The sequence below is a fragment of the Streptomyces ortus genome (genome assembly GCF_026341275.1).
Classification (GTDB): domain Bacteria; phylum Actinomycetota; class Actinomycetes; order Streptomycetales; family Streptomycetaceae; genus Streptomyces; species Streptomyces ortus.
Genome location: NZ_JAIFZO010000002.1, coordinates 2,842,276 through 2,864,151, shown reverse-complemented (window position 1 = coordinate 2,864,151; position 21,876 = coordinate 2,842,276). Strand labels below are relative to the sequence as shown.

14 protein-coding genes and 1 pseudogene are annotated in these 21,876 nt (G+C 71.7%); 5 read left to right on the top strand and 10 right to left on the bottom strand.

Annotation, left to right across the window (positions count from 1 at the left end):
• Window positions 1-115 precede the first annotated feature (115 nt).
• Window positions 116-2,356 carry an ABC transporter family substrate-binding protein gene (locus K3769_RS15855; RefSeq protein ID WP_267027081.1) on the bottom strand — a complete coding sequence of 747 codons (2,241 nt, stop codon included), beginning with the start codon at window positions 2,354-2,356 and terminating at the stop codon, window positions 116-118.
• Window positions 2,357-2,702: 346 nt separating this feature from the next.
• On the opposite strand from K3769_RS15855, the gene K3769_RS15850 reads away from it, so the two are divergent.
• From K3769_RS15850 to K3769_RS15835, 4 genes are read left to right on the top strand one after another with little or no spacing between them, the layout of a single operon-like run.
• Entirely contained in the window at window positions 2,703-2,993 is a 291-nt protein-coding gene (locus K3769_RS15850) for an Rv0250c family protein (protein ID WP_267027080.1), read from the top strand.
• Window positions 2,994-3,012: 19 nt separating this feature from the next.
• The gene (gene sdhC, locus K3769_RS15845) at window positions 3,013-3,834 is read left to right on the top strand and encodes a succinate dehydrogenase subunit SdhC (protein ID WP_372514951.1); all 822 of its coding nucleotides are present in this window, start codon (window positions 3,013-3,015) and stop codon (window positions 3,832-3,834) included.
• Between the two features lie 18 nt (window positions 3,835-3,852).
• Window positions 3,853-5,805: a fumarate reductase/succinate dehydrogenase flavoprotein subunit gene (locus tag K3769_RS15840; protein ID WP_267027078.1), complete on the top strand. Its 1,953-nt coding sequence runs from the start codon at window positions 3,853-3,855 to the stop codon at window positions 5,803-5,805.
• Window positions 5,802-6,578, top strand: a complete 777-nt coding sequence (locus tag K3769_RS15835) for a succinate dehydrogenase/fumarate reductase iron-sulfur subunit (protein ID WP_267027077.1) — start codon at window positions 5,802-5,804, stop codon at window positions 6,576-6,578. Before K3769_RS15840 ends, K3769_RS15835 begins: the two co-directional genes overlap by 4 nt.
• A 27-nt stretch (window positions 6,579-6,605) precedes the next feature.
• Here the strand turns inward: K3769_RS15835 and K3769_RS15830 are convergent, their stop codons facing one another.
• The 7 genes from K3769_RS15830 to K3769_RS15800 all read right to left on the bottom strand — a co-directional run bounded on the left by K3769_RS15830 (window position 6,606) and on the right by K3769_RS15800 (window position 15,575).
• Window positions 6,606-9,260, bottom strand: a complete 2,655-nt coding sequence (locus K3769_RS15830) for a SpoIIE family protein phosphatase (protein ID WP_267027076.1) — start codon at window positions 9,258-9,260, stop codon at window positions 6,606-6,608.
• A gap of 250 nt (window positions 9,261-9,510) precedes the next feature.
• Entirely contained in the window at window positions 9,511-9,906 is a 396-nt protein-coding gene (locus K3769_RS15825; protein ID WP_267027075.1) for an ATP-binding protein, read from the bottom strand.
• A gap of 306 nt (window positions 9,907-10,212) precedes the next feature.
• Complete coding sequence (locus K3769_RS15820) at window positions 10,213-10,710, bottom strand: (deoxy)nucleoside triphosphate pyrophosphohydrolase (protein WP_267027074.1); 498 nt, start codon at window positions 10,708-10,710, stop codon at window positions 10,213-10,215.
• Between the two features lie 92 nt (window positions 10,711-10,802).
• Complete coding sequence (locus tag K3769_RS15815) at window positions 10,803-10,985, bottom strand: SPOR domain-containing protein (protein WP_267027073.1); 183 nt, start codon at window positions 10,983-10,985, stop codon at window positions 10,803-10,805.
• A 313-nt stretch (window positions 10,986-11,298) separates the two neighbouring features.
• Window positions 11,299-12,051 carry a GntR family transcriptional regulator gene (locus K3769_RS15810; protein ID WP_267027072.1) on the bottom strand — a complete coding sequence of 251 codons (753 nt, stop codon included), beginning with the start codon at window positions 12,049-12,051 and terminating at the stop codon, window positions 11,299-11,301.
• Between the two features lie 146 nt (window positions 12,052-12,197).
• Window positions 12,198-13,466 carry a DUF4190 domain-containing protein gene (locus tag K3769_RS15805; RefSeq protein WP_267027071.1) on the bottom strand — a complete coding sequence of 423 codons (1,269 nt, stop codon included), beginning with the start codon at window positions 13,464-13,466 and terminating at the stop codon, window positions 12,198-12,200.
• 519 nt (window positions 13,467-13,985) lie between these two features.
• Complete coding sequence (locus tag K3769_RS15800; protein WP_267027070.1) at window positions 13,986-15,575, bottom strand: S8 family peptidase; 1,590 nt, start codon at window positions 15,573-15,575, stop codon at window positions 13,986-13,988.
• Window positions 15,576-15,880: 305 nt separating this feature from the next.
• On the opposite strand from K3769_RS15800, the gene K3769_RS15795 reads away from it, so the two are divergent.
• Window positions 15,881-16,969: a threonine synthase gene (locus tag K3769_RS15795; RefSeq protein WP_267027069.1), complete on the top strand. Its 1,089-nt coding sequence runs from the start codon at window positions 15,881-15,883 to the stop codon at window positions 16,967-16,969.
• A gap of 245 nt (window positions 16,970-17,214) precedes the next feature.
• On the opposite strand, the pseudogene K3769_RS15790 reads toward K3769_RS15795, so the two are convergent.
• Both K3769_RS15790 and K3769_RS15785 read right to left on the bottom strand, forming a co-directional pair.
• Window positions 17,215-19,448, bottom strand: a pseudogene (locus K3769_RS15790) (DEAD/DEAH box helicase).
• 135 nt (window positions 19,449-19,583) lie between these two features.
• Entirely contained in the window at window positions 19,584-21,440 is a 1,857-nt protein-coding gene (locus K3769_RS15785) for a helix-turn-helix domain-containing protein (RefSeq protein WP_267027068.1), read from the bottom strand.
• Window positions 21,441-21,876 lie beyond the last annotated feature (436 nt).

The following is a 21,876-nucleotide window of genomic DNA, read 5'->3' as shown; positions in this document are numbered from 1 at the left end:
TCGGCCGGCTCCCACGGGGCGGGCCGACGGAGGCCTGCCGCGCCCCGCAACGCAGTCGCGAAGGCCACGGCCCCGCGCCCCGTACGGGACCCGGGGGCGCGGCTCACCTGCGGGTTCAGCCCTTTTTGAGGAAACCGATGTCCTCGTAGAGGGGGGTCTGGAAACCGAAGGCTCCCGCGTTGGCCAGACCGTTACGGGCCGCCGTCAGCTGAGGGCGCTGATAGAGGGGGATCGAGCCCGCGGCGGCCCAGATGCGGGCGTCGGCCTTGCGGACCAGGGAGCGGGACTCGTCCGCGTCCAGTTCGGCGATCGCCTGGTCGAAGAGCTGGTCCACCTGGTCGGTCCCGACCCGGGTGAAGTTCTGCTCGACGTTCAGGGAGCCGTCCGCCGCCGGGACCGGCTTGGCGTAGATGGGGCGGGCGTCGGTCGCGGGGAACGCGGACGCGGGCCAGGAGTACAGGGCCAGGTCGTACCGGCCCGAGGCGATGTGGTCCTTGAAGTAGCTGTCGTCGGCGACCTTGGAGATCTCCGTGCGGATGCCGACGCGGTCCAGCATCCGGGCGATCCGCTCCCCGACCGCCCGCAGCGACTGGGATCCGGGGCCCGAGGGAAGCACGAAGCGCAGCGACAGCGGCTTCCCGTTCTTCGCGAGCGGTCCCCCGGCGGCGGGGCCCGGGGCGCGGGTGCCCCTGGGCGCGTACGCTCCCGGCGCGCCGCCCGGCCTGAGCTGCTGCTTCCCGTCCTGGGCGAGGTGCTTCTCCGTCCCGCCCGCCCCGTGCCGCCGCCCGGGCGCGAGGACGGTGGGGCTCTCGTCGGCGGCGGGCTTGTCGTCCGTCCCGCCGACGATGTACGTGCCGTCGTCCCCGGAGCCGTCCGCGTCGTCCGCGTCCCCTAGGCCGCCGGAGCCCTTGGAGCGCTTGGAGTGCTTGGAGTGCTTGCCCTCGGACCCCTTCGAGGCCTCGGCGCCCGCCGCCTTCTTGGACTTCTTCTTGAGGGAGCCGCCCGCCACCCAGCCGGCGTCGGAGAGCAGGGCCTGCGCCTCCCGGGTGTCCTGGCCGCCGAGCGCCCCGCTGCCGTCGGCGTACGCGTGCTGTCCGGCGAGCGCGAGGTGGCTGCCGACCGGCTCGGCGGGCAGGCCCAGCGGCTCCAGGACGGCCTTGGCGAGCTCCTCGCGGTCGAGGGCGCGGGCTACCGCCCTGCGGACCCGTTCGTCGGCGAGCGGGCCCTGGGAGCCGTTCAGGGCGAGCTGGGTGAAGGCCGGTTCGAGGGACTTGCGGACCGTGTAGGCGCGCAGGGCGGACTGCTGGCCGGTGTACTTCGCCACGGCCTTGGCGCGCTTCTTGCGGGCCGTGGTCTCCTTCTCGGCCGCCTCCTCGTCGGAGCCGTGCGCGATCGCCCAGGAACGCAGCGCCCGGCCCGGGGTGAGGGCGGCGGCGGGGCCGTGGGTGAGCGGCGCGCCCTGGCCGGCCTTCGCCTCCCGGTCGGCGGAGGTGACGCGGTGGGCCTCGGAGACGTCGATCTCGGCCAGGTCGAGCCGGCCGCCGGCGAGCGCCGCGGCGCGTTTCTCGCGGGGCACGGCCCGCAGGACCAGCTCGGAGAGCTTGGCGGGCCGCCCCCACCAGCGGGGGTTGCGCTTGAGGGTGACGTCGCCCGACTTGCGGTCGACCGAGTCGACGGCGAAGGGGCCCGCGGTGACCTTGAGCCTGCGGCGGGCGCTGTCGTTGAAGGTGTCCGGGGTGCCCGTGACGTCCTTCGGGTACAGCGGCGAGAACAGCGACCGCCAGTCCGCGTACGGCCTCTTGAAGGTGACCCGCACCTCCAGGTCGTTCTTGCCGCGCTCGATCTTCTCGATACGGTCGTAGCCGGCGTTGCGGGCGGTCCAGTACGCGGTGTCCTTGCCGGACAGGGCGCGCCACTGGGCGGAGAAGTCCGCGGCGCCGATCTCGCGGCCGTCGCTCCAGACGGCCTGCTGGTTGAGCTTGTAGAGCACGACCTGCCGGGGCTCGCGCTCGACGATCTTCGCGCTCTCCAGGTAGTCGGGGTTGCGCTGGGGGCGGCCGTTCGCGTCGAGCCGGTACAGGGAGGGCAGGACGGCTCCGGCGACCCGGGAGGTGGCGGCGTCCGCGTCCGCCTGGAAGGTGTTGAGGGTCTCCGGGACGTTGTCCACGGCCCAGCGCAGGGTGCCGCCGTCGGCGACCCGGCCGCGCTCGGCGGACGCGATGTCCTGGGCGGCGGCGGGCCTGCCCGCCCCGTCCTGCTCGCTGCACCCGGCGAGGGCGGGCACCGCGAGGACGCCCGCCGTGAGGAACGCTACCGAGCGCGTCACCGCGCGCAGTCCGACGCCGTCGTGGGACATGACTGGTACCTCCGGGGGGGGGGCCGCTCCACGGGTGAACACGGGTGGTCTGATCACGTTTGGCGGTATTTGGAGTTGATCAGATCTATGCGGCCACTGAAGAGGAAAGGTTCCGGCACCGGGCGGCGACACGGCGGCGGGCCCGGGGAAGCCCACCCGTGCGGCGCAATGCTCCGGGCCCGCGCGCCGGAGCGGGCTCGACACCCGCACGCCCCCCGAAGGGCTTCTGCCGGATCTTCCCAATCCATGCACGTCCCTTCCCACCAGCCGGTGTGACGCGCGACACTCGCAGGCGCATGAACGTTGCCGCCTTGGACCGATGGGTCCGCGGAAGTGAGGGCAAGTCATGTCCGTGCACGACGAACTGACGTCAGTACAGCGCTGCCTCGACGACCTCGTGCGGTCGGTGAAGCGCCTGGAACAGCGGTTGGACGGTGGCGGCCTGGAGATGCGCAGAGTGCGCACCGACGCCGATCACCTGCGCGAGAGCGTGGCGCTGCTGCGCGCGGTCGCACCCGGTCTCACCAGCCCGAAGCGCCCCGACCTCGTGTCCATCCCCGACACCCCGTACGACACGACCCTGTGGACGGACTCCGACGACGAGGGTCTCGGCGCCCGCGACCGCCACGCACCCTGATCCCCGACCGGAGCTCTCCTTGGCCACTGGTACGGAACCCCAAATGAACAGCGGCGGCGTACGCAACGGTACGCGCGCCGCGATCACCTCCCCGCATCTGCGGACCGACCGCTGGTGGCTGGCGCCCGCCGCGACCGCGGCCGGGCTGCTGGCCTTCGTCGTCTACTCGACGTGGCGGGCCTTCTCGAACAGCGACTACTACGCGGCCCCGTACGTCTCGCCGTTCTACTCCCCGTGTCTGGCGGAGAACTGCGAACCGATGAGGAACGGGCCCAACTGGGAACTCTTCGGCAGCTGGTGGGGCCTGTCCCCCGCCCTGATCGTGCTGATCTTCCCGCTCGGCTTCCGGCTGACCTGCTACTACTACCGCAAGGCCTACTACCGGGGTTTCTGGGCCTCGCCCCCGGCCTGCGCGGTCGCCGAGCCGCACAAGAAGTACACCGGGGAGACCCGCTTCCCGCTGATCCTGCAGAACATCCACCGCTACTTCTTCTACGCGGCGGTACCGGTCGCCGGGATCCTCACGTACGACACGGTCCTCGCCTTCCGGAACGAGGAGTACGAGTGGGGCCACATGGGGCTCGGCACGCTCGTGTTCCTGGTCAACATCACGCTGATCTGGGCGTACACCCTCTCGTGCCACTCCTGCCGGCACATCGTCGGCGGCAAGCTCAAGCACTTCTCCAAGCACCCCGTGCGCTACCGGGCCTGGCAGCTCGTCGGCCGCCTCAACGCCCGGCACATGCAGCTCGCCTGGGCGTCGCTGGTGAGCGTGGCACTCGCCGACTTCTACGTGTATCTGCTCGCGTCCGGTGCCTTCAGTGACCCGACCTTCTTCTAACAGGCAAAGGTGCTTCTGATGTCCGTGGTCGACCGGCAGGAGTGGGACGTCGTCGTGGTCGGTGCCGGAGGGGCCGGCCTGCGGGCGGCGATCGCGGCACGGGAGCGCGGCGCGCGTACGGCCGTCATCTGCAAGTCGCTCTTCGGCAAGGCGCACACCGTGATGGCCGAGGGCGGCATCGCGGCGGCCATGGGCAACGTCAACTCCGGCGACAACTGGCAGGTCCACTTCCGCGACACCCTGCGCGGCGGCAAGTTCCTCAACCAGTGGCGGATGGCCGAGCTGCACGCCCAGGAGGCCCCCGACCGCGTGTGGGAACTGGAGACCTGGGGCGCCCTCTTCGACCGTACGGCGGACGGGCGCATATCCCAGCGCAACTTCGGCGGGCACGAGTACCCCCGGCTCGCGCACGTCGGCGACCGTACGGGCCTGGAGCTGATCCGCACGCTCCAGCAGAAGATCGTGTCGCTCCAGCAGGAGGACTTCAAGGAGACCGGTGACTACGAGTCACGGCTGAAGGTCTTCCAGGAGTGCACGGTCACCCGGATCATGAAGGACGGCGACCGGGTCTCCGGCGCCTTCTGCTACCAGCGGGAGTCCGGGCGCTTCTTCGTCCTGGAGGCGCCCTCGGTGGTCGTCGCCACCGGCGGCATCGGCAAGTCCTTCAAGGTGACGTCGAACTCGTGGGAGTACACGGGCGATGGGCACGCGCTGGCCCTGCTCGCCGGGGCGCCGCTGCTGAACATGGAGTTCGTGCAGTTCCACCCGACGGGCATGGTCTGGCCGCCGTCCGTGAAGGGGATCCTCGTCACGGAGTCGGTGCGCGGGGACGGCGGGGTGCTCAGGAACTCCGAGGGCAAGCGGTTCATGTTCGAGTACATCCCGGACGTGTTCAAGGAGAAGTACGCCCAGTCCGAGGAGGAGGGCGACCGCTGGTACGAGGACCCGGACCACAACCGGCGCCCGCCCGAACTGCTCCCCCGGGACGAGGTGGCGCGGGCCATCAACTCCGAGGTCAAGGCGGGCCGCGGCTCACCCCACGGCGGAGTCTTCCTCGACGTCTCCACCCGGATGCCCGCCGAGGTGATCCGGCGCCGGCTGCCGTCCATGTACCACCAGTTCAAGGAGCTGGCGGACGTCGACATCACCGCCGAGGCGATGGAGGTCGGCCCGACCTGCCACTACGTGATGGGCGGCGTCGCGGTCGACTCGGACACCGCGGCGGCCCGCGGGGTGCCAGGAATGTTCGCGGCCGGTGAGGTCGCGGGCGGGATGCACGGCTCCAACCGGCTCGGCGGGAACTCGCTCTCCGACCTGCTGGTCTTCGGGAGGCGGGCCGGACTGCACGCCGCGGAGTACGCCACCGGGCTCACCGGCCCCGACGGCGGGCGGCCCCTCGTGGACGAGGCCCAGGTCGACGCGGCCGCCGCCGAGGCCCTGCGGCCCTTCTCGGCCGAGGGGCCGGCGCCCGGCGTGGAGGACGCCCGGCCCCCGGAGAACCCGTACACCCTGCACCAGGAGCTCCAGCAGGCGATGAACGACCTCGTCGGCATCATCCGCCGGGAGGCGGAGATGGAGGCCGCCCTGGAGAAACTCGCGGACCTGCGGGTACGGGCCAGGCGCGCCGGGGTCGAGGGGCACCGGCAGTTCAACCCGGGCTGGCACCTCGCGCTCGACCTGCGGAACATGCTGCTCGTCAGCGAGTGCGTGGCCCGGGCCGCGCTGGAGCGCACCGAGTCGCGCGGCGGCCACACCCGCGAGGACCACCCGGCGATGGACCGCGCCTGGCGGCGCGTCAACCTGCTCTGCCGGCTGACCGATCCCACCGGCGGCCTGGCGGCGACGGACCCGGTGCGCGGTCAGATCGACCTGGTCCGGGAGACCACCGAACCCATCCGACCCGACCTGCTCGCTCTCTTCGAGAAGGAAGAGCTGGTCAAGTACCTCGCCGAAGAGGAGCTCTACGAGTGAGCAGCTATGAGGCCCGCTTCAAGGTGTGGCGCGGGGACGTCGAGGGCGGCGGCCTGGAGGACTTCGGGGTCGAGGTGAACGACGGCGAGGTGGTCCTCGACATCATCCACCGTCTGCAGGCGACGCAGGCCCCGGACCTCGCCGTGCGCTGGAACTGCAAGGCGGGCAAGTGCGGTTCGTGTTCGGCGGAGATCAACGGCCGGCCGCGGCTGCTGTGCATGACCCGGATGTCGGTGTTCACCCGGGAGGAGACGATCACCGTCACTCCGCTGCGCGCCTTCCCGGTGATCCGCGACCTCGTCACCGACGTCGGCTTCAACTACACGAAGGCGCGGGAGGTGCCCGCGTTCGTACCGCCGGACAAGCTGGAGCCCGGCGAGTACCGGATGATGCAGGAGGACGTGGACCGGTCGCAGGAGTTCCGCAAGTGCATCGAGTGCTTCCTGTGCCAGGACACCTGCCATGTGGTGCGCGACCACGAGGAGAACAAGGCCGCCTTCGCCGGGCCGCGCTTTTTGATGCGGGTGGCCGAGCTGGACATGCATCCGCTGGACGCGGCGGACGAGAGCGGCCTGGACCGCAAGAAGACCGCCCAGGACGAGCACGGGCTCGGCTACTGCAACATCACCAAGTGCTGCACCGAGGTCTGCCCCGAGGGCATCAAGATCACGGACAACGCGCTGATCCCCCTGAAGGAACGCGCGGTCGACCGCAAGTACGACCCGCTGGTCTGGCTGGGGTCGAAGATCGGCAGGCGTTCCTCGGGAGGGTGAGGCCGGCCGGGCGGTGGCGGGCGGGGGTCAGAACAGGCTCAGCAGGGCCTCCGCCGGGTCCGCGAGGCTCGTTCCGCCGTTGGGCAGGGGCAGTTCGAACCACACCGTCTTGCCCCGGGGCGTGCGGCGCGAGCCCCAGGCGGCGCTGAGCAGCCCCACCAGCTGCAGTCCCCGGCCGCCCTCGTCGGTGTCCCGGGCCCGGCGGCGGCGCGGCTGGACGAGACCGGCGTCCCAGACCTCGCAGACCAGCGTGCGGTCGAGGAGGAGCCGCAGTCTGATCTCGCCCTCGCCGTAGCGCAGGGCGTTGGTGACCAGCTCGCTGACGAGCAGTTCGGCCGTGTCGACGAGCGGTTCCAGGTCCCAGCCGACCAGTTGGTTGCGGGCGAACTCGCGGGCGCGGCCCACACTGCGGGGCTCGCGCGGCAGCGTCCAGTCGCCGACCGACTCGGCGGGCAGTCCCTGGACACGTGCCATCAGCAGGGCGATGTCGTCCTCGCCGTGATGGGTGTCGAGGGTGCTCAGGACGTGGTCGCAGACGTCCTCCAGCGGGGCGGAGGGGTCGGTGAGGGCGCCCACGAAGGCCTGCAGGCCCTCGTCGAGGGGGTGGTCGCGGGATTCGACCAGGCCGTCCGTGTAGAGCGCCAGGAGGGCGCCCTCGGGGAGTTCGACCTCCACCTCCTCGAAGGGCTCGCCGCCGACCCCCAGGGGCATGCCCGGGGGTACGTCGAGCATGAGCGCGCTCTCGCCGGGTTCGACCAGGACCGGCGGGAGGTGGCCGGCGTTGGCGAACGTACAGCGGCGGGTCACGGAGTCGTAGACCGCGTACACACAGGTGGCGAGGTACACCTCGGAGAGGTCGGCGTCCCGGGACTGGCGGGCACCGCGCGTAGATTGCTGGGTGCCGCCGGGGGTGCCGAGTCCCCGGGCGATCTCGTCCAGCGCGGAGAGCACTTCGGCCGGTTCGAGGTCGAGCAGGGCCAGGGTGCGGACGGCCGTGCGGAGTTCGCCCATCGCGACGGCGGCCCGCAGGCCCCGCCCCATGACGTCGCCGACGACCAGCGCCGTGCGGTGCCCGGGCAGTTCGATGACGTCGAACCAGTCGCCGCCGACCTCCGTGGCCGCGTTCCCCGGCAGGTAGCGGCAGGCGATGTCCAGGCCGGAGGCCTCCGGGTCGCCCGGGGGCAGCAGGGAGCGCTGGAGGATCAGGGCGCGTTCGTGCTCGCGGCGGTACAGGCGCGCGTTGTCCATGCAGACGGCGGCCCGCGCGGCCAGTTCGACCGCGAGCGCCCGGTCGCGCTCCCCGAACGGCTCGCTGCCCTTCGTGCGGGAGAACTGGACGATGCCGACGACCGTGTCGTGGGCGACCATCGGCACCGCGAGCGTGGACTGGATCAGCTCGCCCTCCTCGGCGGCGACGAACTGCGGTTTGGCGGTGCGCAGGGCGTCCGCGCAGGCGGAGTTGAACGCGAAGTGGTGGACCGCGCCGACGCGCACGGGCTTGCGGCCTCCCACGAAGGGCGCGTCGGAGACGGCGCTGGCGTAGGCGACGCGGCGCAGTTCGGCACTGCCGTCGGCGAGGCCCGGCGGGGTCTCGTCACCGGCGAGCAGACCTTGGTAGAGGTCGACGGAGGCCAGGTCGCAGAAGCCGGGGACGGCCACGTCGAGGAGTTCGCGGGCCGTGGTCTCCAGATCCAGTGAGTTCCCTATACGCGCTCCCGCCTCGTTCAGGAGGGCGAGATTGCGCCGGGCCTGCGCGGCCTCACGGGCGGCGGCGCGGCGCGCGGTGATGTCCGTGCCCAGCCACGCGACGCCGATCGGCCGGCCCGAACCGCCGTGTACGCGATAGAGGTTGATGGACCAGTGGCGGCGCTCGGTGTTGCCGGGGACGGTGCCCGTGACCAGCATCTCGGTGACGGAGTCGCCCGTCTCCAGGACCCGGCGCAGTATCGCCGAGACGCGATCGGTCTCACCCGGCGGCAGATAGTCCTTGACCGTACGGCCGCGGTGGTCGTCGACGGTGCCGCCGAAGGTCGAGGCGAACCGCTGGTTGGCGCGGCGAATCCGCAGGTCCGGGTCGATCAGGAGGAAACCGAAGGGAGATTGGCCGAATATCGCCTGCGAGGCGGCGAGGTCCGTTTCGATGCTGCGGAGCGTGCGTACGTCCACCACGATGCACACGGCGGCCCGTTCGCCCTCCTCGGTGCGCGTCGGCATGACGTAGACCTCGGCGAGTCCGTCGACGACCCGGCCGCTGCCCCCCGGTTCGGGCAGCCGGAAGGGGACCACCCCGGTCCACTCCCTGCCGTCGAGGACTTCGGCCATTTTCCGCTGGCCGAAGTCGCGCCGGTCCTCGGCCACGAAGGCCTCGATGGGGTCCATGCCCACGGCGCGGTCGGTCGGGATGCCGAAGAGCTGCTCGGCGCGCAGGCTCCACTGGTCGACGAGGCCGTCGGGGCCGATCGAGAACGAGGCGACCTTGATGTAGTCGTAGATCGATCCGGGCGGGCTGCTCTGCCAGACGACCTCGTTGACCGTGTCGCCCGGCGACGCGTCCGGCGTCTGCAACGCTCCGGCCGCCGTCCTGCCCGCCGCGGGCGTGGCGTCATCGCCTGTCGTCGCATCAGCCATCGCGCCGCCCGACGGGTCCTCGGACTCCGTGGCCTTCGCTGGTATCTCGCTCACGCGAACCGTCCCCTCCAGCTCACCGCGCCCGGCACCGGTCACCGACAGCGGCTGCCCGCAGTATCCAGCACTACGGAGCCGCACAACACGGTGTTCACGATCACAGCACGGTCCCGATGCTTTTAGGACCGGCTGCGACAAACACTCCCAGTCTTCTAACCACGTGGCAGCCCGTCGAACCACCCGCTCCGCCCGTCTCTGTACCCGAGACGGGCCGGACCGCACACGGAGCGCGCCGAAAGGGCGAAGATCAGCCGGGGAGAGCCAGCTCGAACCACACCGTCTTGCCCGTTTCGCCTGGTCTGGTGCCCCAGCGGCGCGCGGAGTCCGCCACCAGCCGCAGCCCCCGGCCGGTCTCGTCGTCGGGGTGGGCGGCGCGCTCCCGGGGCGGGTCGGGCAACGGGTCGGAGACCTCCACGAGCAAGGCGTCCGGCGGGCCCGAGGGCCGTACGAGGCGGACGCCGATCGGACCGGTGGCGTACCGCAGGGAGTTGGTGACCAGCTCGCTGACCAGCAGCGCCGTCACATCGCTCAGGGCGTCGAGGCCCCAGGCGAGCAGTTGACCGCGGACCACGGAACGGGCAGTCCTGACGGCGCCGGGCTCCGCCGGGAAGGTCCACTCGGCGACATCGCCCTCGGTGTGCATCACACGGCTCACTTCCAGGCCTGCGGCGGACCATGTCCGATTTCATCGGGTTAATGGGCACATACCCGGTATCCCGGGCGAAGTACCGCGCGCGGGGGCGTGCCGTGGCACGAACGGCGTACTCCGAGTTCACCTCACGCTGCACACGCGCCCCGCGAGGGGGAGCGTCCCACGTACGACGCGCGTATCGCACCCCCTGGGGGCTGCGCCCCGGGGCCCCTGTCGCGCTGACGCGCTTGTCCTCAAACGCCGGACGGGCTGAAGATTGCGAAACGCCGGACGGGCTGAAGATTGCGGCCGGTCCCGCTACATCCCAGCCCGTCCGGCGTCTGAGGACCGGGGGTTCGGGGGCGGAGCCCCTGAGTCAGTGACGGGAACGGGTAGGGGCGGCGGGGGCGAGAAAACCTCCCACACCACCCGCGCGACCTCGGCGACAGCCGGGACGTCCTGGTCCAGCCAGTCGACGTCCCACAGCTCGTCCACCGTCAGCCACCGCAGCTCGTCATGATCCTGAAGGGCCCGAGGCGCGGGCGACCCCGGCAGCAACCCCACGGTCCAGACCCGCAAGACATAGGGCGCCCGCAGGACGTACTCCCCCGGCACCCGCCGGTCCACCTCCGCCGCGACCCCCAGCTCTTCACGAAGCTCCCGGACCAGAGCCCGCTCAGGACTCTCCCCCGGCTCGACCTTCCCCCCGGGAAGCTCCCAGCGCCCGGCCAACTCCACGGGCGCACTGCGACGCGCGGCGAGCAGCCGCCCGTCCCTCAGCACGGCGGCCCCCACCACCACGATCGGTTCGGTCATGCGCGGGAGCCTACGGGAGCGGCGGACATCCTCCCGCGCCGCTCACTCGACTCACCTGACTCATCCGACTCACCGGACTCACCGAACGGCCGTCACCGCGCGCCGTTCTGCGCGATCCGCTCGACCCAGTACAACTGCTTGTGGCCGCGGTGGTCGAGGCTGTCCGCGATCTTCTGCGCCTCGGCCCTGGTCGCGTACCTGCCGACGCGATAGCGATTGCCGTTGTCGTCCTGGCGGACGACAAGCCAGGGAAGTGTGATCGTGCCGTCGTTCATCGCGCCCCTCCACTCCCCGCCCCCGGTTCGCGCCCGACCCCGTTCCATAAGGAAACCGCAATCCGCATATGCCGGAGCCTACGCCTTACCTTCACGCAGCGAATACGGCTTTTCACAAAGAGGTACACACGACGTAAGCAACCGGCCAGCGAGAAGAGGGCGCATCCTCATGGATACGCCCCCTGACACCCGCCGCCACCCCCGCTGTACCGCGCCGACGGCGCGCGGACCGGCCCCGCCCCTGTCCTCAGAACGACCGAATCGCACCGGCGGGCCACCCGTCGGACACCCGACGGACGGTCACCGTCGGGCCCTACTTCACCGGCAGGTGGTACGCGATGCGGTACCGGTCCGCCGGCACGACCACGTCCGCCGTCTCCACCGGCCGGCCCGACGCGTAGTACGTGCGCTGGATGACGAGCACGACATGGCCCGGCACTCCCCCCAGCGCCGACAACTCCTCGGCGAGGCCGGGCCGGGCACCCACCTCCTCCGTGACGTTGTCCACGACCACGTCGATGGCGGCCATGCGCTCGACCACGCCCATGCCGCCGAGAGGGCCCTCCTCGGGGAGCATCACCGGAGTGCGGCCCGTGACGGCGAGGGGCTCCCAGGAGGTGGAGAGCATCATCGCCTCGCCCGCGTCCCGGAAGACGTACTTCGTGCACATCACCCGCTCGCCGGCCTCGATGCCGAGCCGCTCGGCGACGGCGCCGCTCGCTTCCGTCTGCGCGCTGTGCGACTCCCACGTACCGCGGGCGGCCAGGTCGGCCTGCTCCTGACGGAACGGGGTGGAACCGCTGTCCGACCGGTATCCGGAGCGGGCGACACGGCGGGGCACCGGGCGGGCGCGCACATACGTGCCGGATCCGGAGCGGCCCTCGACCAGCCCCTCGGCCATCAGCACCTTGCGGGCCTCCAGGGCGACCGTGTCCGAGACCCCGTACTCCTCGCGGATTCTCGCCTGCGACGGGAGTCTGGTGTGCGGTGGCAGCGATCCGTCGACGATCTTCTTGCGAAGATCGCCGGCGACGCGCAGATACGCCGGCTGCTCACCGAATGTCACTGGCCACTCCCTCAGGTTGTACAGACAGCAACAGGGTGGCAACCGTGGGTTCTACCAGGCAAGCAAAGGCCAGAGAATCACTCGATGTGATGACGTAGGGGGTATGGGGGCTTTACGCAGGCACTTTCTTTCCGCTAGGGCTGGCGTTACGCCTCCGCGCCGCCCCCGCCACCCCCGTCGGCACCGCTGCCGTCGTCGGCGTCACCACCGCCGTCACCACCGTCGTCACCGCCGCCGTCCTCGTACGGGGGCGGCGGGGTCGATTCCAGCCCCAGGGCCTTGCGGGTGGTGACGGTCTTCTTCGCGTCGGTGAGGTCCAGCGCCCGGCCGTAGTGCTCGTAGAAGGTGTCCACGTCGGAGGTCTTCGCCGCGTCGGCCCACTCCTTCTTCGCGGACTCCAGGTGCCCGACGAGCGTGGCGACCGGCTTCTCGGCGTTCGCGGGCCACCGGTGACCGCGCAGCAGGCCGACCTGCCCGGTGAGGGCGTCCGAGACCCGGGTCGCCCAGGCCTTGTGACCGGGCAGGTCGTCCTCGACGTACTCCTCCTCGGGCGCGGAGTCCATCGCCTCGTTCAGGACCTCGGCCGCCTTCAGGTAGGCGACCTGGTGGGTGTCGAGGTTCGTCGCATCCTGGCGCAGGGAGCCGGTCAGGGTGCCCTTCTCGTCCGTGTTGCCGAAAACACAGCTGATCTCGCGGTCCCCGAAGCTCCAACTGTCGCCGGTGGGCGTGAAGTAGTAGATGTCGACGTTGTCCGGGACGGCCCAGGAGTCCATCGCGTAGGCGTACTGGAGCGCGTAGCACTTGTCGTCGGCGGCCTCCGTGACGGCGTCGTCGCCGGGGTAACCGCCGTCCGGCAGCGGGAAGTTCGCGAAGACCTCTCCGTCGTGCTCGCCCTCGCAGGAGACCGTGTCGACGTCGTAGGCCATGCCCTCCAGGGAACCGCCCTGGGTGTCGAAGCACTGGCCCTTCTCCAGGGAGAAGACGGCGCCGCTGCCGCTCGCGTCGCGCGCGCCCTCCTTGAAGCCCTCCCAGAAGCCGGCCGCGCCGCCGGTGGCGAGGGCGAGGGCGAGGATCGCGGTGCCGAGGCCGGACAGGACGATCCCGGCGATCGCCATGCCCTTGCCGCGCTCGCCCTTCCTCTTGATCTGCCCCAGCGCCACGAGGCCGAGCACCAGGCCTACCAGGGGGAGGAAGCAGAGGATGCCGAGCACCAGGGCGGAGATGGCGAGGCCGTTGACGGGGGCGGGGGTGTGGTACGGGGGGTAGCCGTGTCCCCAGGGCTGGTAGCCGTACGGGGCGGGGGTCTGCGGCGGGTAGTGCCCCTGGCCCGGGTATGCGCCGTACGGGGCTTGTGGGCCCTGCGGGCCCTGCGGGCCTTGCGGCTGCTGTGGCCCGGCGGGCGGGGGTATCTCCACTGGTGCTGTGCTCCTCGTCCGTCCGGGTGGGGCGCCGCGGTCCGCCGATGCGGAAGTCTGTGCGACAAAGCGCATGGTAAGCGGCGTACGGGCGGGGCGAAACAAGCTTTCCCTCGCCCCGCCGCCCCTACCCGTTCCCGTCCACACATGGGGGCTGCGCCCCCTCGCCCCCATCGTCCTCAAACGCCGGACGGGCTGAGGGGGAGCCGGATGAGCTGAGGGGTAGCAGGACGGCCTCAGAGGTAACCGAAGGACTTAGGGGTGGCCGGGCGGGCTCAGAGGTAACCGAAGGACTTAGGGGTGGCCGGGCGGGCTCAGAGGTAACCGAAGGACTTAGGGGTGGCCGGACGGGCTCAGAGGTAGCCGAGGGGCTGGAGGGTCGCGGGTGGGCTGAGGGCTTCAGTCCGCCCGCGGACCTCCAGCCCGTCCGGCGTTTGAGGACGAGCGCGGAGCGCGATCAGGGGGGCGAAGGGGCGCAGCCCCCATGCAGTGGCGGGGGTGGGAGGAGTGGCGTAAGGGTCAGAACTGCAGGCCCCATGCGTTCACGTACCCCGTGTCGCGCGACGCGTTGTCGCTCACCCTCAACGTCCACGTCCCATTGGCCACCTCGGAAGACGCGTTCACCGTGTACGTGGCGTCGATGTTGTCCGTGGAACCCCCCACCCCGTACGCCTTCAGGGTGTAGACACTCCCGTCGGGAGCGACCAGCTGCACCTGAAGGTCACCGATGTACGTGTGCACGATGCTCACCGGCACACTGAGCGCCGCGGGCGCGTTCCCCGCGACCCCGCTCACCACGAGAGGCGAGTTCACCGTGGAGTTGTCCGCGATCGCGTAGTCCGCCGTGTTCTCGAAGTACGAACCGGTCGGCGGCGGCGTCGTACCCCCGCCCCCCACCCGCAGCAGCCGGTTCGGCGACCCGGTGCCGGGCCCGCCGACGACCCCGGTCGTGGCCGCGGCGACCAGCGCGCTCTGCACGGCGGCAGGCGCGGCGGTCGGGTCGTCCGCCAGGTAGAGCGCGGCGGCCCCGGTGACATGCGGCGTCGCCATCGACGTACCGGAGATGGTGTTGGTCGCGCTGTCGCCCGTACCCCAGGCCGAGGTGATGGACGAGCCGGGGGCGAAGAGGTCGAGGGCGGCACCGTAGTTGGAGTAGCTCGCCCTGGCGTCGGTGCTGGTGGTGGCGCCGACCGTGATGGCCTCGCCGACCCGGGCGGGCGAGCGGGTGGAGGCGTTGGTGCTCTCGTTGCCGGCCGCCACGGCGTAGGTGACGCCGGACGCTATGGAGTTGCGTACGGCGGTGTCGATCGCGGTGTCGGCGGTGCCGCCGAGGCTCATGTTGGCGACGGCCGGCTTGACCGCGTGGGACGTCACCCAGTCGATGCCCGCGACGACCTGGGCGGTGGTTCCGGAGCCCGAGTTGTTGAGCACCCGCACACCGACGATCCTCGCCTTCTTGGCGACGCCGTACGCCGTGCCGCCGACCGTACCGGCGACGTGCGTGCCGTGGCCGTGGCCGTCCTGGGCGGTGTTGTCGTTGTCGACGGCGTCGTAGCCGTAGGAGGCCCGGCCGCCGAAGTCGGTGTGGCTGATGCGGACACCGGTGTCGATGATGTACGCGGTGACGCCCTCACCGGCGGTGTCGTCGTAGGTGTAGCTCTGGTTCAGCGGAAGGGCTGCCTGGTCGATGCGGTCCAGCCCCCAGGAGGGCGGGTTGGGCTGGGTCGTCTCGATCGAGAAGACCCGGTTCTGGACGACGGAGGCGACGGCCGGATCGGCGGCGAACCGCTTCGCCTCGGCCGCGCTCGCCTCGACGGCGTACCCGTTCAGCGCCTTGTCGTACGTACGCTCGATGGTGGCGCCGTACTCCTTCGCCAGGGCCCTGCCCTCGGCCGAACCGGCCTTCGCGGCGTCCGCGTGGAGCGTCACGATGTAGCTGTCCGCGATCGAGCCGGGCGCGCCCGCGTACTGGACGGAGCCTTCGGGGCCCGCGGCCTGGGCCGGGGGCGCCGAGACGAGACCGCCGACGAGAGCGGCCGAGCCGATACCGACAGCGATCCCGGCAACTCTTCGCCCTACGTTTCGCCGGGCATGACGCAGCACTGCCATCTGAGGGATCCTCCTCGATCGGTGGTGCACGGATGGTGCACGGATGGTGCGCTGGTGGTGCGGCGATGAGACAGGTGCCGTCGTGCACTCACAAGGTGGTGCGGCTCGCACGGGCGCGCGAGGGGCAGGTTCACGCCGTGGTTCGCTCCGGCTTGTTCAGCACGCCGAACCATGCGAACCATGCGCTCAGCCAGAAACATGGCGGCTCTCACAGGCAATGCACAAGAGCCCTGCACGGAGGCAACGCAACTGCCATATGCCAGCCGTGACGCCCCGTCACCGAATCGGGCATCTAACCTGCGGGAATGACTCCCTTGCCGGATTGCTTCTGCCCGGTGGACGGCACGCGCGTCCCCACGGACTCGCTCGCGTGGTGCTGCCCGGTCTGCCGCGGCCCGCTCGACCTGGACTTCGCGCCGACGCCCGCGCCCCTCAAGTCCCTGACGGGCAGGGTCAACTCACTGTGGCGGTACACGGAGTGCCTGCCGCTGCCGGCCCCCTCGGTGTCCCTGGGCGAGGGCCGCACCCCGCTGGTCCCCCTCCGGGAGGGCGTCACGGCCAAACTGGACTTCCTCATGCCGACGCTCTCCTTCAAGGACCGCGGGGCCGTCATGCTCGCCGAGCTGGCCCTGCGGCTGCGGCCCCGGCGGGTCGTCGCGGACAGCAGCGGCAACGCGGGCACGGCCGTCGCCGCGTACTGCGCCCGGGCCAGGCTGTCGTGCACGGTGTACGTGCCCGAGGGCACGTCCGCGAAGAAGCTGGAGCAGATCGCGGCGCACGGGGCCCGGGTGGAGACGGTCCCGGGCGGCCGTGAGGCGACCGCGTCGGCGGCCCGGGAGGCGGCGGACGAGGAGGGCACGTTCTACGCCTCGCACGTCTTCAACCCGTACTTCCTGCACGGCACGAAGACGTACGTCCACGAGGTGTGGGAGGAGCTGGGCGGACGGCTCCCGGAGGTGCTCGTCGTCCCCGTCGGGAACGGCACGCTCCTGCTCGGCGCGGCACTCGCCGTCGCCGAACTGCACGGGGCGGGCCTGATCGACCGCAGACCCGCGCTGTACGCGGTCCAGTCCGCCGCGGTCGCCCCACTCGCCCGCGCCTGGCACGAGGGGGCGGACGACCTGGTCGGGGTCACCCCGGCGGCCCCCACGTTCGCCGAGGGCATCGCGATCCCGCGCCCGCCGAGGGCCCGCCAGATCCTGCGCGCGGTACGGGAGTCGGGCGGCACGTTCCTCACCGTGACGGAGGACCAGATCCGCCACGCGCAGACCGACCTGGCCTCCCAGGGCCTGTACGTGGAACCCACAGCGGCGGCCTGCTGGGCAGCCACCAGAGAGACCCCCCAGACCCCCCGCACAAAGGTGATCCCCCTATGCGGAGCAAACCGAAAGTAGAACTTCACGGGCGCGCACCAAATCAGCGGCGCGACCCTAATAGGGGCGCGGGGAACGGCGCAGTCTTTTCGCTTTTGGCTGTAAGGCGCGCGGACCTGTCAGGGGCGCGGGGAACGGCGCAATCTTTTCGCCTTTCGCCTCAAGGCGCGCGGCCCCGACCAGGGGCGCGGGAAACGGCGCAATCTTTTCGCCTTTCGCCTCAAGGCGCGCGGCCCCAATGGGGGCGCGGGGAACGGCGCACCCCCTCAAGCGCGCGGCGCACAAGCCAACCTCTCCTGCTCCTCCTCCACAATCCGCCGCGCGATCGCCCCGTCGGAGACATCAACCGCGTCAGGCGAAGCCTCAGCCACCTCACTGCGCCGCGCATACGCGTCGAACAACCGCCCCTTGCTCTCAAGGATCCGCAACAGCCGATCATCCACGCTGTCCGCCGCGAGCAACCGATGCACCTGCACCGACCGCACCTGCCCCATCCGATGTGCCCGCGCGACGGCCTGATGCTCCAGCGTCGGCTTGACCTGCGGCTCGCACAGGATCACTACGGACGCGGCCTGCAGATTGAGCCCGACCCCACCCGCCTCGATCTGGCAGAGCAGCACCGCGTGCCCCTCCGCGGCGGCGAACTCGTCGACGAGCTGCTGCCGACGCACCGCCGGCACACCTCCGGCCAACGGCCCCAGCACCACACCCCCACCCCCACCCCACCGGCGCCCCCGTCTCCCAGGGCTCCCTGCACGGCGGCGAGCACGTCCCGGAAGTACGAGAAGACGACGACCTTCAACTCGTTCGCCGCCGCCTCGGTCACCAGCTCACGCAACCGCTGCAGCTTCGCCGACTTCTCCGCGTGCGCGTACGCCGCTCTGCGCATCGCCATGAAATTCCCCGCGGCGACCGCCTCCCGATAGGCGTCCTCGTCGGCCGCGCTGAACTCCTCCCACTCGTCGACCTGAACCAGCGCGGGCAGTTCGGTCAGCACATCCCGCTGATTGCGCCGCAGATAGGCCGGGGCGACGGAGCGGCGGAAGGTGTGCGGCCCGGCGACGGCGTCGCTGCCCTGGATCCTCGGCACCAGATCGGGCTGCAGATAGCGGACGAGCGTACGGAACTCCTCGACACGGTTCTCCATGGGCGTACCCGTGAGGAACAGCACCCGCTCGCAGCGGTTCGTCCAGCGGGCCACCGCCCGGGAACGACGGGCCTCGGGATTCTTCACGTAGTGGGCCTCGTCGACGACGAGCGCGGCGGGCGCGTCCAGCGGATGCGGTTCGGTCTTCTTCGGGTCCGGCAGGCTGTGCAGCACGTCGAAGGTGGTGACCGCGACCCCACCGCGCTCACGCCACTCGGCGTACGCGTCCAGCCGGTCGGGGCCGTGCACGGGCACCGCGCGCAGGGTGCTGCGGGAGCCGATCTCCCGCGTCCAGTTGATCAGTACGCTCGCCGGGCACACCACCAGGAAGTGCCGGTGCCCGTCGGCGGCGAGGTGCGCGAGGACCGCGATGGCCTGGATCGTCTTGCCGAGCCCCATCTCGTCGCCGAGGACGACCCGCCGCTGGGCCAGCGCGAACCGCGCGCCGAAGGACTGGTAGCCGCGCAGCGAGACCCGGCGGTGGGTGTCGTCGAGTCCCTGAGCGTGCACCCGCTCGGCGACCTCCGCCGGCAGAAACCCCTCGGACGCCTCGACGTCGGGGGCGCTGCCGGCGATCTCGGCGAGCTGGCTGTAGTACTCCGCGGACCGCAGCTCGAAGTCCACCCACGCCCCGGCGTCGGACGAGGACTCCCGCAGCAGATCGGTGGAGGCCTGCGTGAGCAGCATCGGTACGCCCTTGGAGACGGCGTCGGCGACGAGTGCGCGCAGCTCGGCCACCGCCGCCAGCGCGCTTACCCGTCCGGCCCTGCCGAGCAGCGCCATCCGCAGCCGCCCGCCGGCCGGCCGTGCCGCCACCAGGAGCGCCGCGAGCCGCCGCTCCAGCGCCTTGGCCGCGTCCACGGCCCGGCGCAGGTCGGGCCCCGCCTCGACGATCCGCCGCAGCGCGATGACAAGTGCCGTGCTCCGTGGCTCCGGATGATCCACGTCGATCCGTACGGACACGGTCTCTTCCAGGGCGCGGGCGATCTGCCGGGCGGCGGCGAGCGCCTGGTCGGCGGTCTGCGCGCCGACTCCCGGAATCTGCCGCAGCTCGTAGCGGCTCGCCTCGAACACCGGCCGTACGCTGCCGAATCCGGCGCCCTCCAGGGCCCCGAGCCGCAGCCGCCCCTCGGTGACGTCCTTCAGCCGGGAAACCGGGATGCCCTCCAGCTCCTGGGCTACCAGTTCGGCGACGAGCGGCGCCAGGGCGGTCCGTACCTGCTCCACCGCGCGGGCGTGGTCGGCGAGCACGTTCCGGGCGAGCCCGCCCAGCCGTTCGCCCCGCGCGATGACCTCGCGCGCCTTGCGCCCCACCGCCACGGGGCCGCCGACAGCCCTCTCGCCCTCCGCCATGACGCCCCTCATACCCCGCCATACCCCGCAGACCCCGATCGAGCGGTCATCCTCGCACGGGGGTACGACAACGGGCCCGGACCGTGCGGCGCGCGGACCACCCGTGGAGCCACGGTCAACTGCGGTCAGACGTGGTCAGACGCGGTCGGTGTCCGCCGGATCCCCCAGGAGGCGCCCGCACTGTGCCGCGAGCTGCGCCATGCCGTAGGCCCGTGCGCTGCGCAGGGCCTCCCGCAACAGGCTCCGCGCCCGGTCCTCGTTGCCGGGACCGCCGACGCCGCGCAGCGCGCGGGCCTCGGCCAGCCTGAGCCGGGCCAGTTCCGGCTGCGACGAACGGGCCGGTACGGCGCCCTGCCGGAAATGGCCGAGCGCGGCCTGCGGCTCCCCGGCGGCCAGCGCCAGCAGGCCGCGCGCCCGCGCGGTCGAGCCGACCAGCACGGTGGGCCAGCCGGCGAGCGCGATCTGCTGTCCGTCGTGCGGCGCCAACCGCTCGCGCAGTCCCGGCAGCAGCTCCCTCAGCCGATCCTCGTATCCCCCCTGGATGTCCAGGGCCGCGCAGACCTCGGCGAGTACGACGAGGGTGGGCACCGCCCAGCCGGAGGGCGGGAAGCGGCTGAAGGCGACGGTGTCGGCGGCGAAGCCCGCCAGCAGGTCCGCTCCCTCGGCGTGCTGTCCCGTCTCGCAGAGGGCGAGCGCGAGGCCGGCCCGCCAGATGGGGAAGTAGGCGTGCCGTTCGACGTCCTCGGCCAGGTCCGAGGTGAACAGCTCCGCCATCCGGCCCTGTTCGCGCAGCAGCCAGAAGGCCTGGCCGAGCCGGGTCTGGCGCAGGGCGTCGGCGGGTACCGCCAGATCGGTGTGCAGTCCTTCGATGTACTTCGGCGACTCGCCGAGGATCCAGTCCGCCGCCACGTCGAACCTGCCGTGCCACAGGTCGAGCAGGGCGTCCAGGGTGTGCCGCTGCCAGGTGACGAGGACGCTGCGGGTGTCGGCGGCGTACTTGCGGTACTGGCTCGCGGTGGCCAGTGCGCTGTAGACCCTGCCGGTGCGCAGCTGGTCGATGACGAGGGCCATGAGCGCCTCGCCGTGGAAGTAGGGTGAGTCGAGCCGGACGGCGGCGGCGTGCAGTCGCTGGGACAGTGCCAGGGCGTCGGCCGCCGGTGCGAAGTCGTAGCGCGCCCAGCGGCATTCGGTGAGCACTTCGCAGCGCACCTCGTCGTCCCGAACGTCCCTGCCCTCCCGGACGTCTCTGCTGTCCCTGCTGTCCCTGCTGTCCCTGCTGTCCCTGCTGTCCCTGCCGGCCGCCGATAATCGGCTCAGGGTGTCGGCGGCGAGTCCGGCCCCTTCCTCGGGGCCCACCCGGCCGGCGGCGGTGTCCTCGCTGACCGCCATGGCCACCTTCTTGGCCAGGTGCGCGGTGAGGCGCAGCCGCAGGCCCACGGCCTCGGCCCCGCCGTCGGCCTGTAACTCGGCGAGGCTGTTCCTGATCAGATGCAGCAGTTCGTGGTCGACCTGCCCGGGGTCCGACCAGCGGCGGGCCATCCGGATCACGGCCTCGGCCTGGGCCCGGGGATCCTCCGCGGCACCGTGCAGCGCGGCCCGGTAGAGACGGTCGGCCTCCCGCATGTCACCGGTGGTGTGGCTCAGGTCGCCGCGTCTGAGCAGCCGGTCGAACTCCTGGCGCCGCTGGGCACCGGCCCGCGACGCGTGACCTCCGCCGGCCGGCCGGGCCGTCCGTCTGCCGGACCCGGTCCTGGCCGGCCTCGGTAAGGAGTCCGGGCTCGGCGCGGCCAGGTCCGTCAACGCCCCGTTGGCCTCCAGCACCTGGTCGCACAGCTGTGCCAGCTCCACGGACGCTCGTCGCTGACCGGTCTCGACCCGGCTCAGGAAGCTGCGGCTGCAGTGCACCTTGTGGGCCAGTTCGCTGAGCGACAGTCCTGCCGCGACCCGGCGGCGGCGCAGCTCGGCACCCAGGGCGTTGTCCTCGATCGTCATCCCCCCAACAGTCCGCTGCCCGCCCCGTGTTGCCAAAAGCGCGCTGGCAACAGCAGACCACTCCACATCGCCGCGGAAACGTACGAACCTGTCCGTGCGGAGCCTATCGGGAGCGAGGGCTTGGTCACCGGCAGACAGGAGCACTGGCCATCGGCGGCACGAGCGTGCGCGCACGGTGTCGCCCCGGCCCTGTCGAACGGTGCCGGTGACCCGCACAGGTGCGGCCTGCCCGGACGGGCCGCACGAGTTCGTCGCCGACGGGCGCTCTTTGGGGGAAGAGGCCCGTCGGTGACGTCCTGTCCAACCTGGGGCCGCAAGTGGGGGGCAGGGCGCATTCGGTCCGGGGCGCACCGGGGGGGCGCTCCGGACCAGCTCGTATGCCCGGCCCCGGCCGCCGTCTCCACGCGCACGGCTTCGGCCGTACGCGTACGGCGTC

Excerpts from the sequence above, each read along its gene's own strand:
- K3769_RS15855 (WP_267027081.1), bottom strand. The coding sequence starts at position 2,356 with ATGTCCCACGACGGCGTCGGACTGCGCGCGGTGACGCGCTCGGTAGCG.
- K3769_RS15850 (WP_267027080.1), top strand. The coding sequence starts at position 2,703 with ATGTCCGTGCACGACGAACTGACGTCAGTACAGCGCTGCCTCGACGAC.
- K3769_RS15840 (WP_267027078.1), top strand. The coding sequence starts at position 3,853 with ATGTCCGTGGTCGACCGGCAGGAGTGGGACGTCGTCGTGGTCGGTGCC.
- K3769_RS15825 (WP_267027075.1), bottom strand. The coding sequence starts at position 9,906 with ATGCACACCGAGGGCGATGTCGCCGAGTGGACCTTCCCGGCGGAGCCC.
- K3769_RS15820 (WP_267027074.1), bottom strand. The coding sequence starts at position 10,710 with ATGACCGAACCGATCGTGGTGGTGGGGGCCGCCGTGCTGAGGGACGGG.
- K3769_RS15815 (WP_267027073.1), bottom strand. The coding sequence starts at position 10,985 with ATGAACGACGGCACGATCACACTTCCCTGGCTTGTCGTCCGCCAGGAC.
- K3769_RS15800 (WP_267027070.1), bottom strand. The coding sequence starts at position 15,575 with ATGGCAGTGCTGCGTCATGCCCGGCGAAACGTAGGGCGAAGAGTTGCC.
- K3769_RS15795 (WP_267027069.1), top strand. The coding sequence starts at position 15,881 with ATGACTCCCTTGCCGGATTGCTTCTGCCCGGTGGACGGCACGCGCGTC.
- K3769_RS15785 (WP_267027068.1), bottom strand. The coding sequence starts at position 21,440 with ATGACGATCGAGGACAACGCCCTGGGTGCCGAGCTGCGCCGCCGCCGG.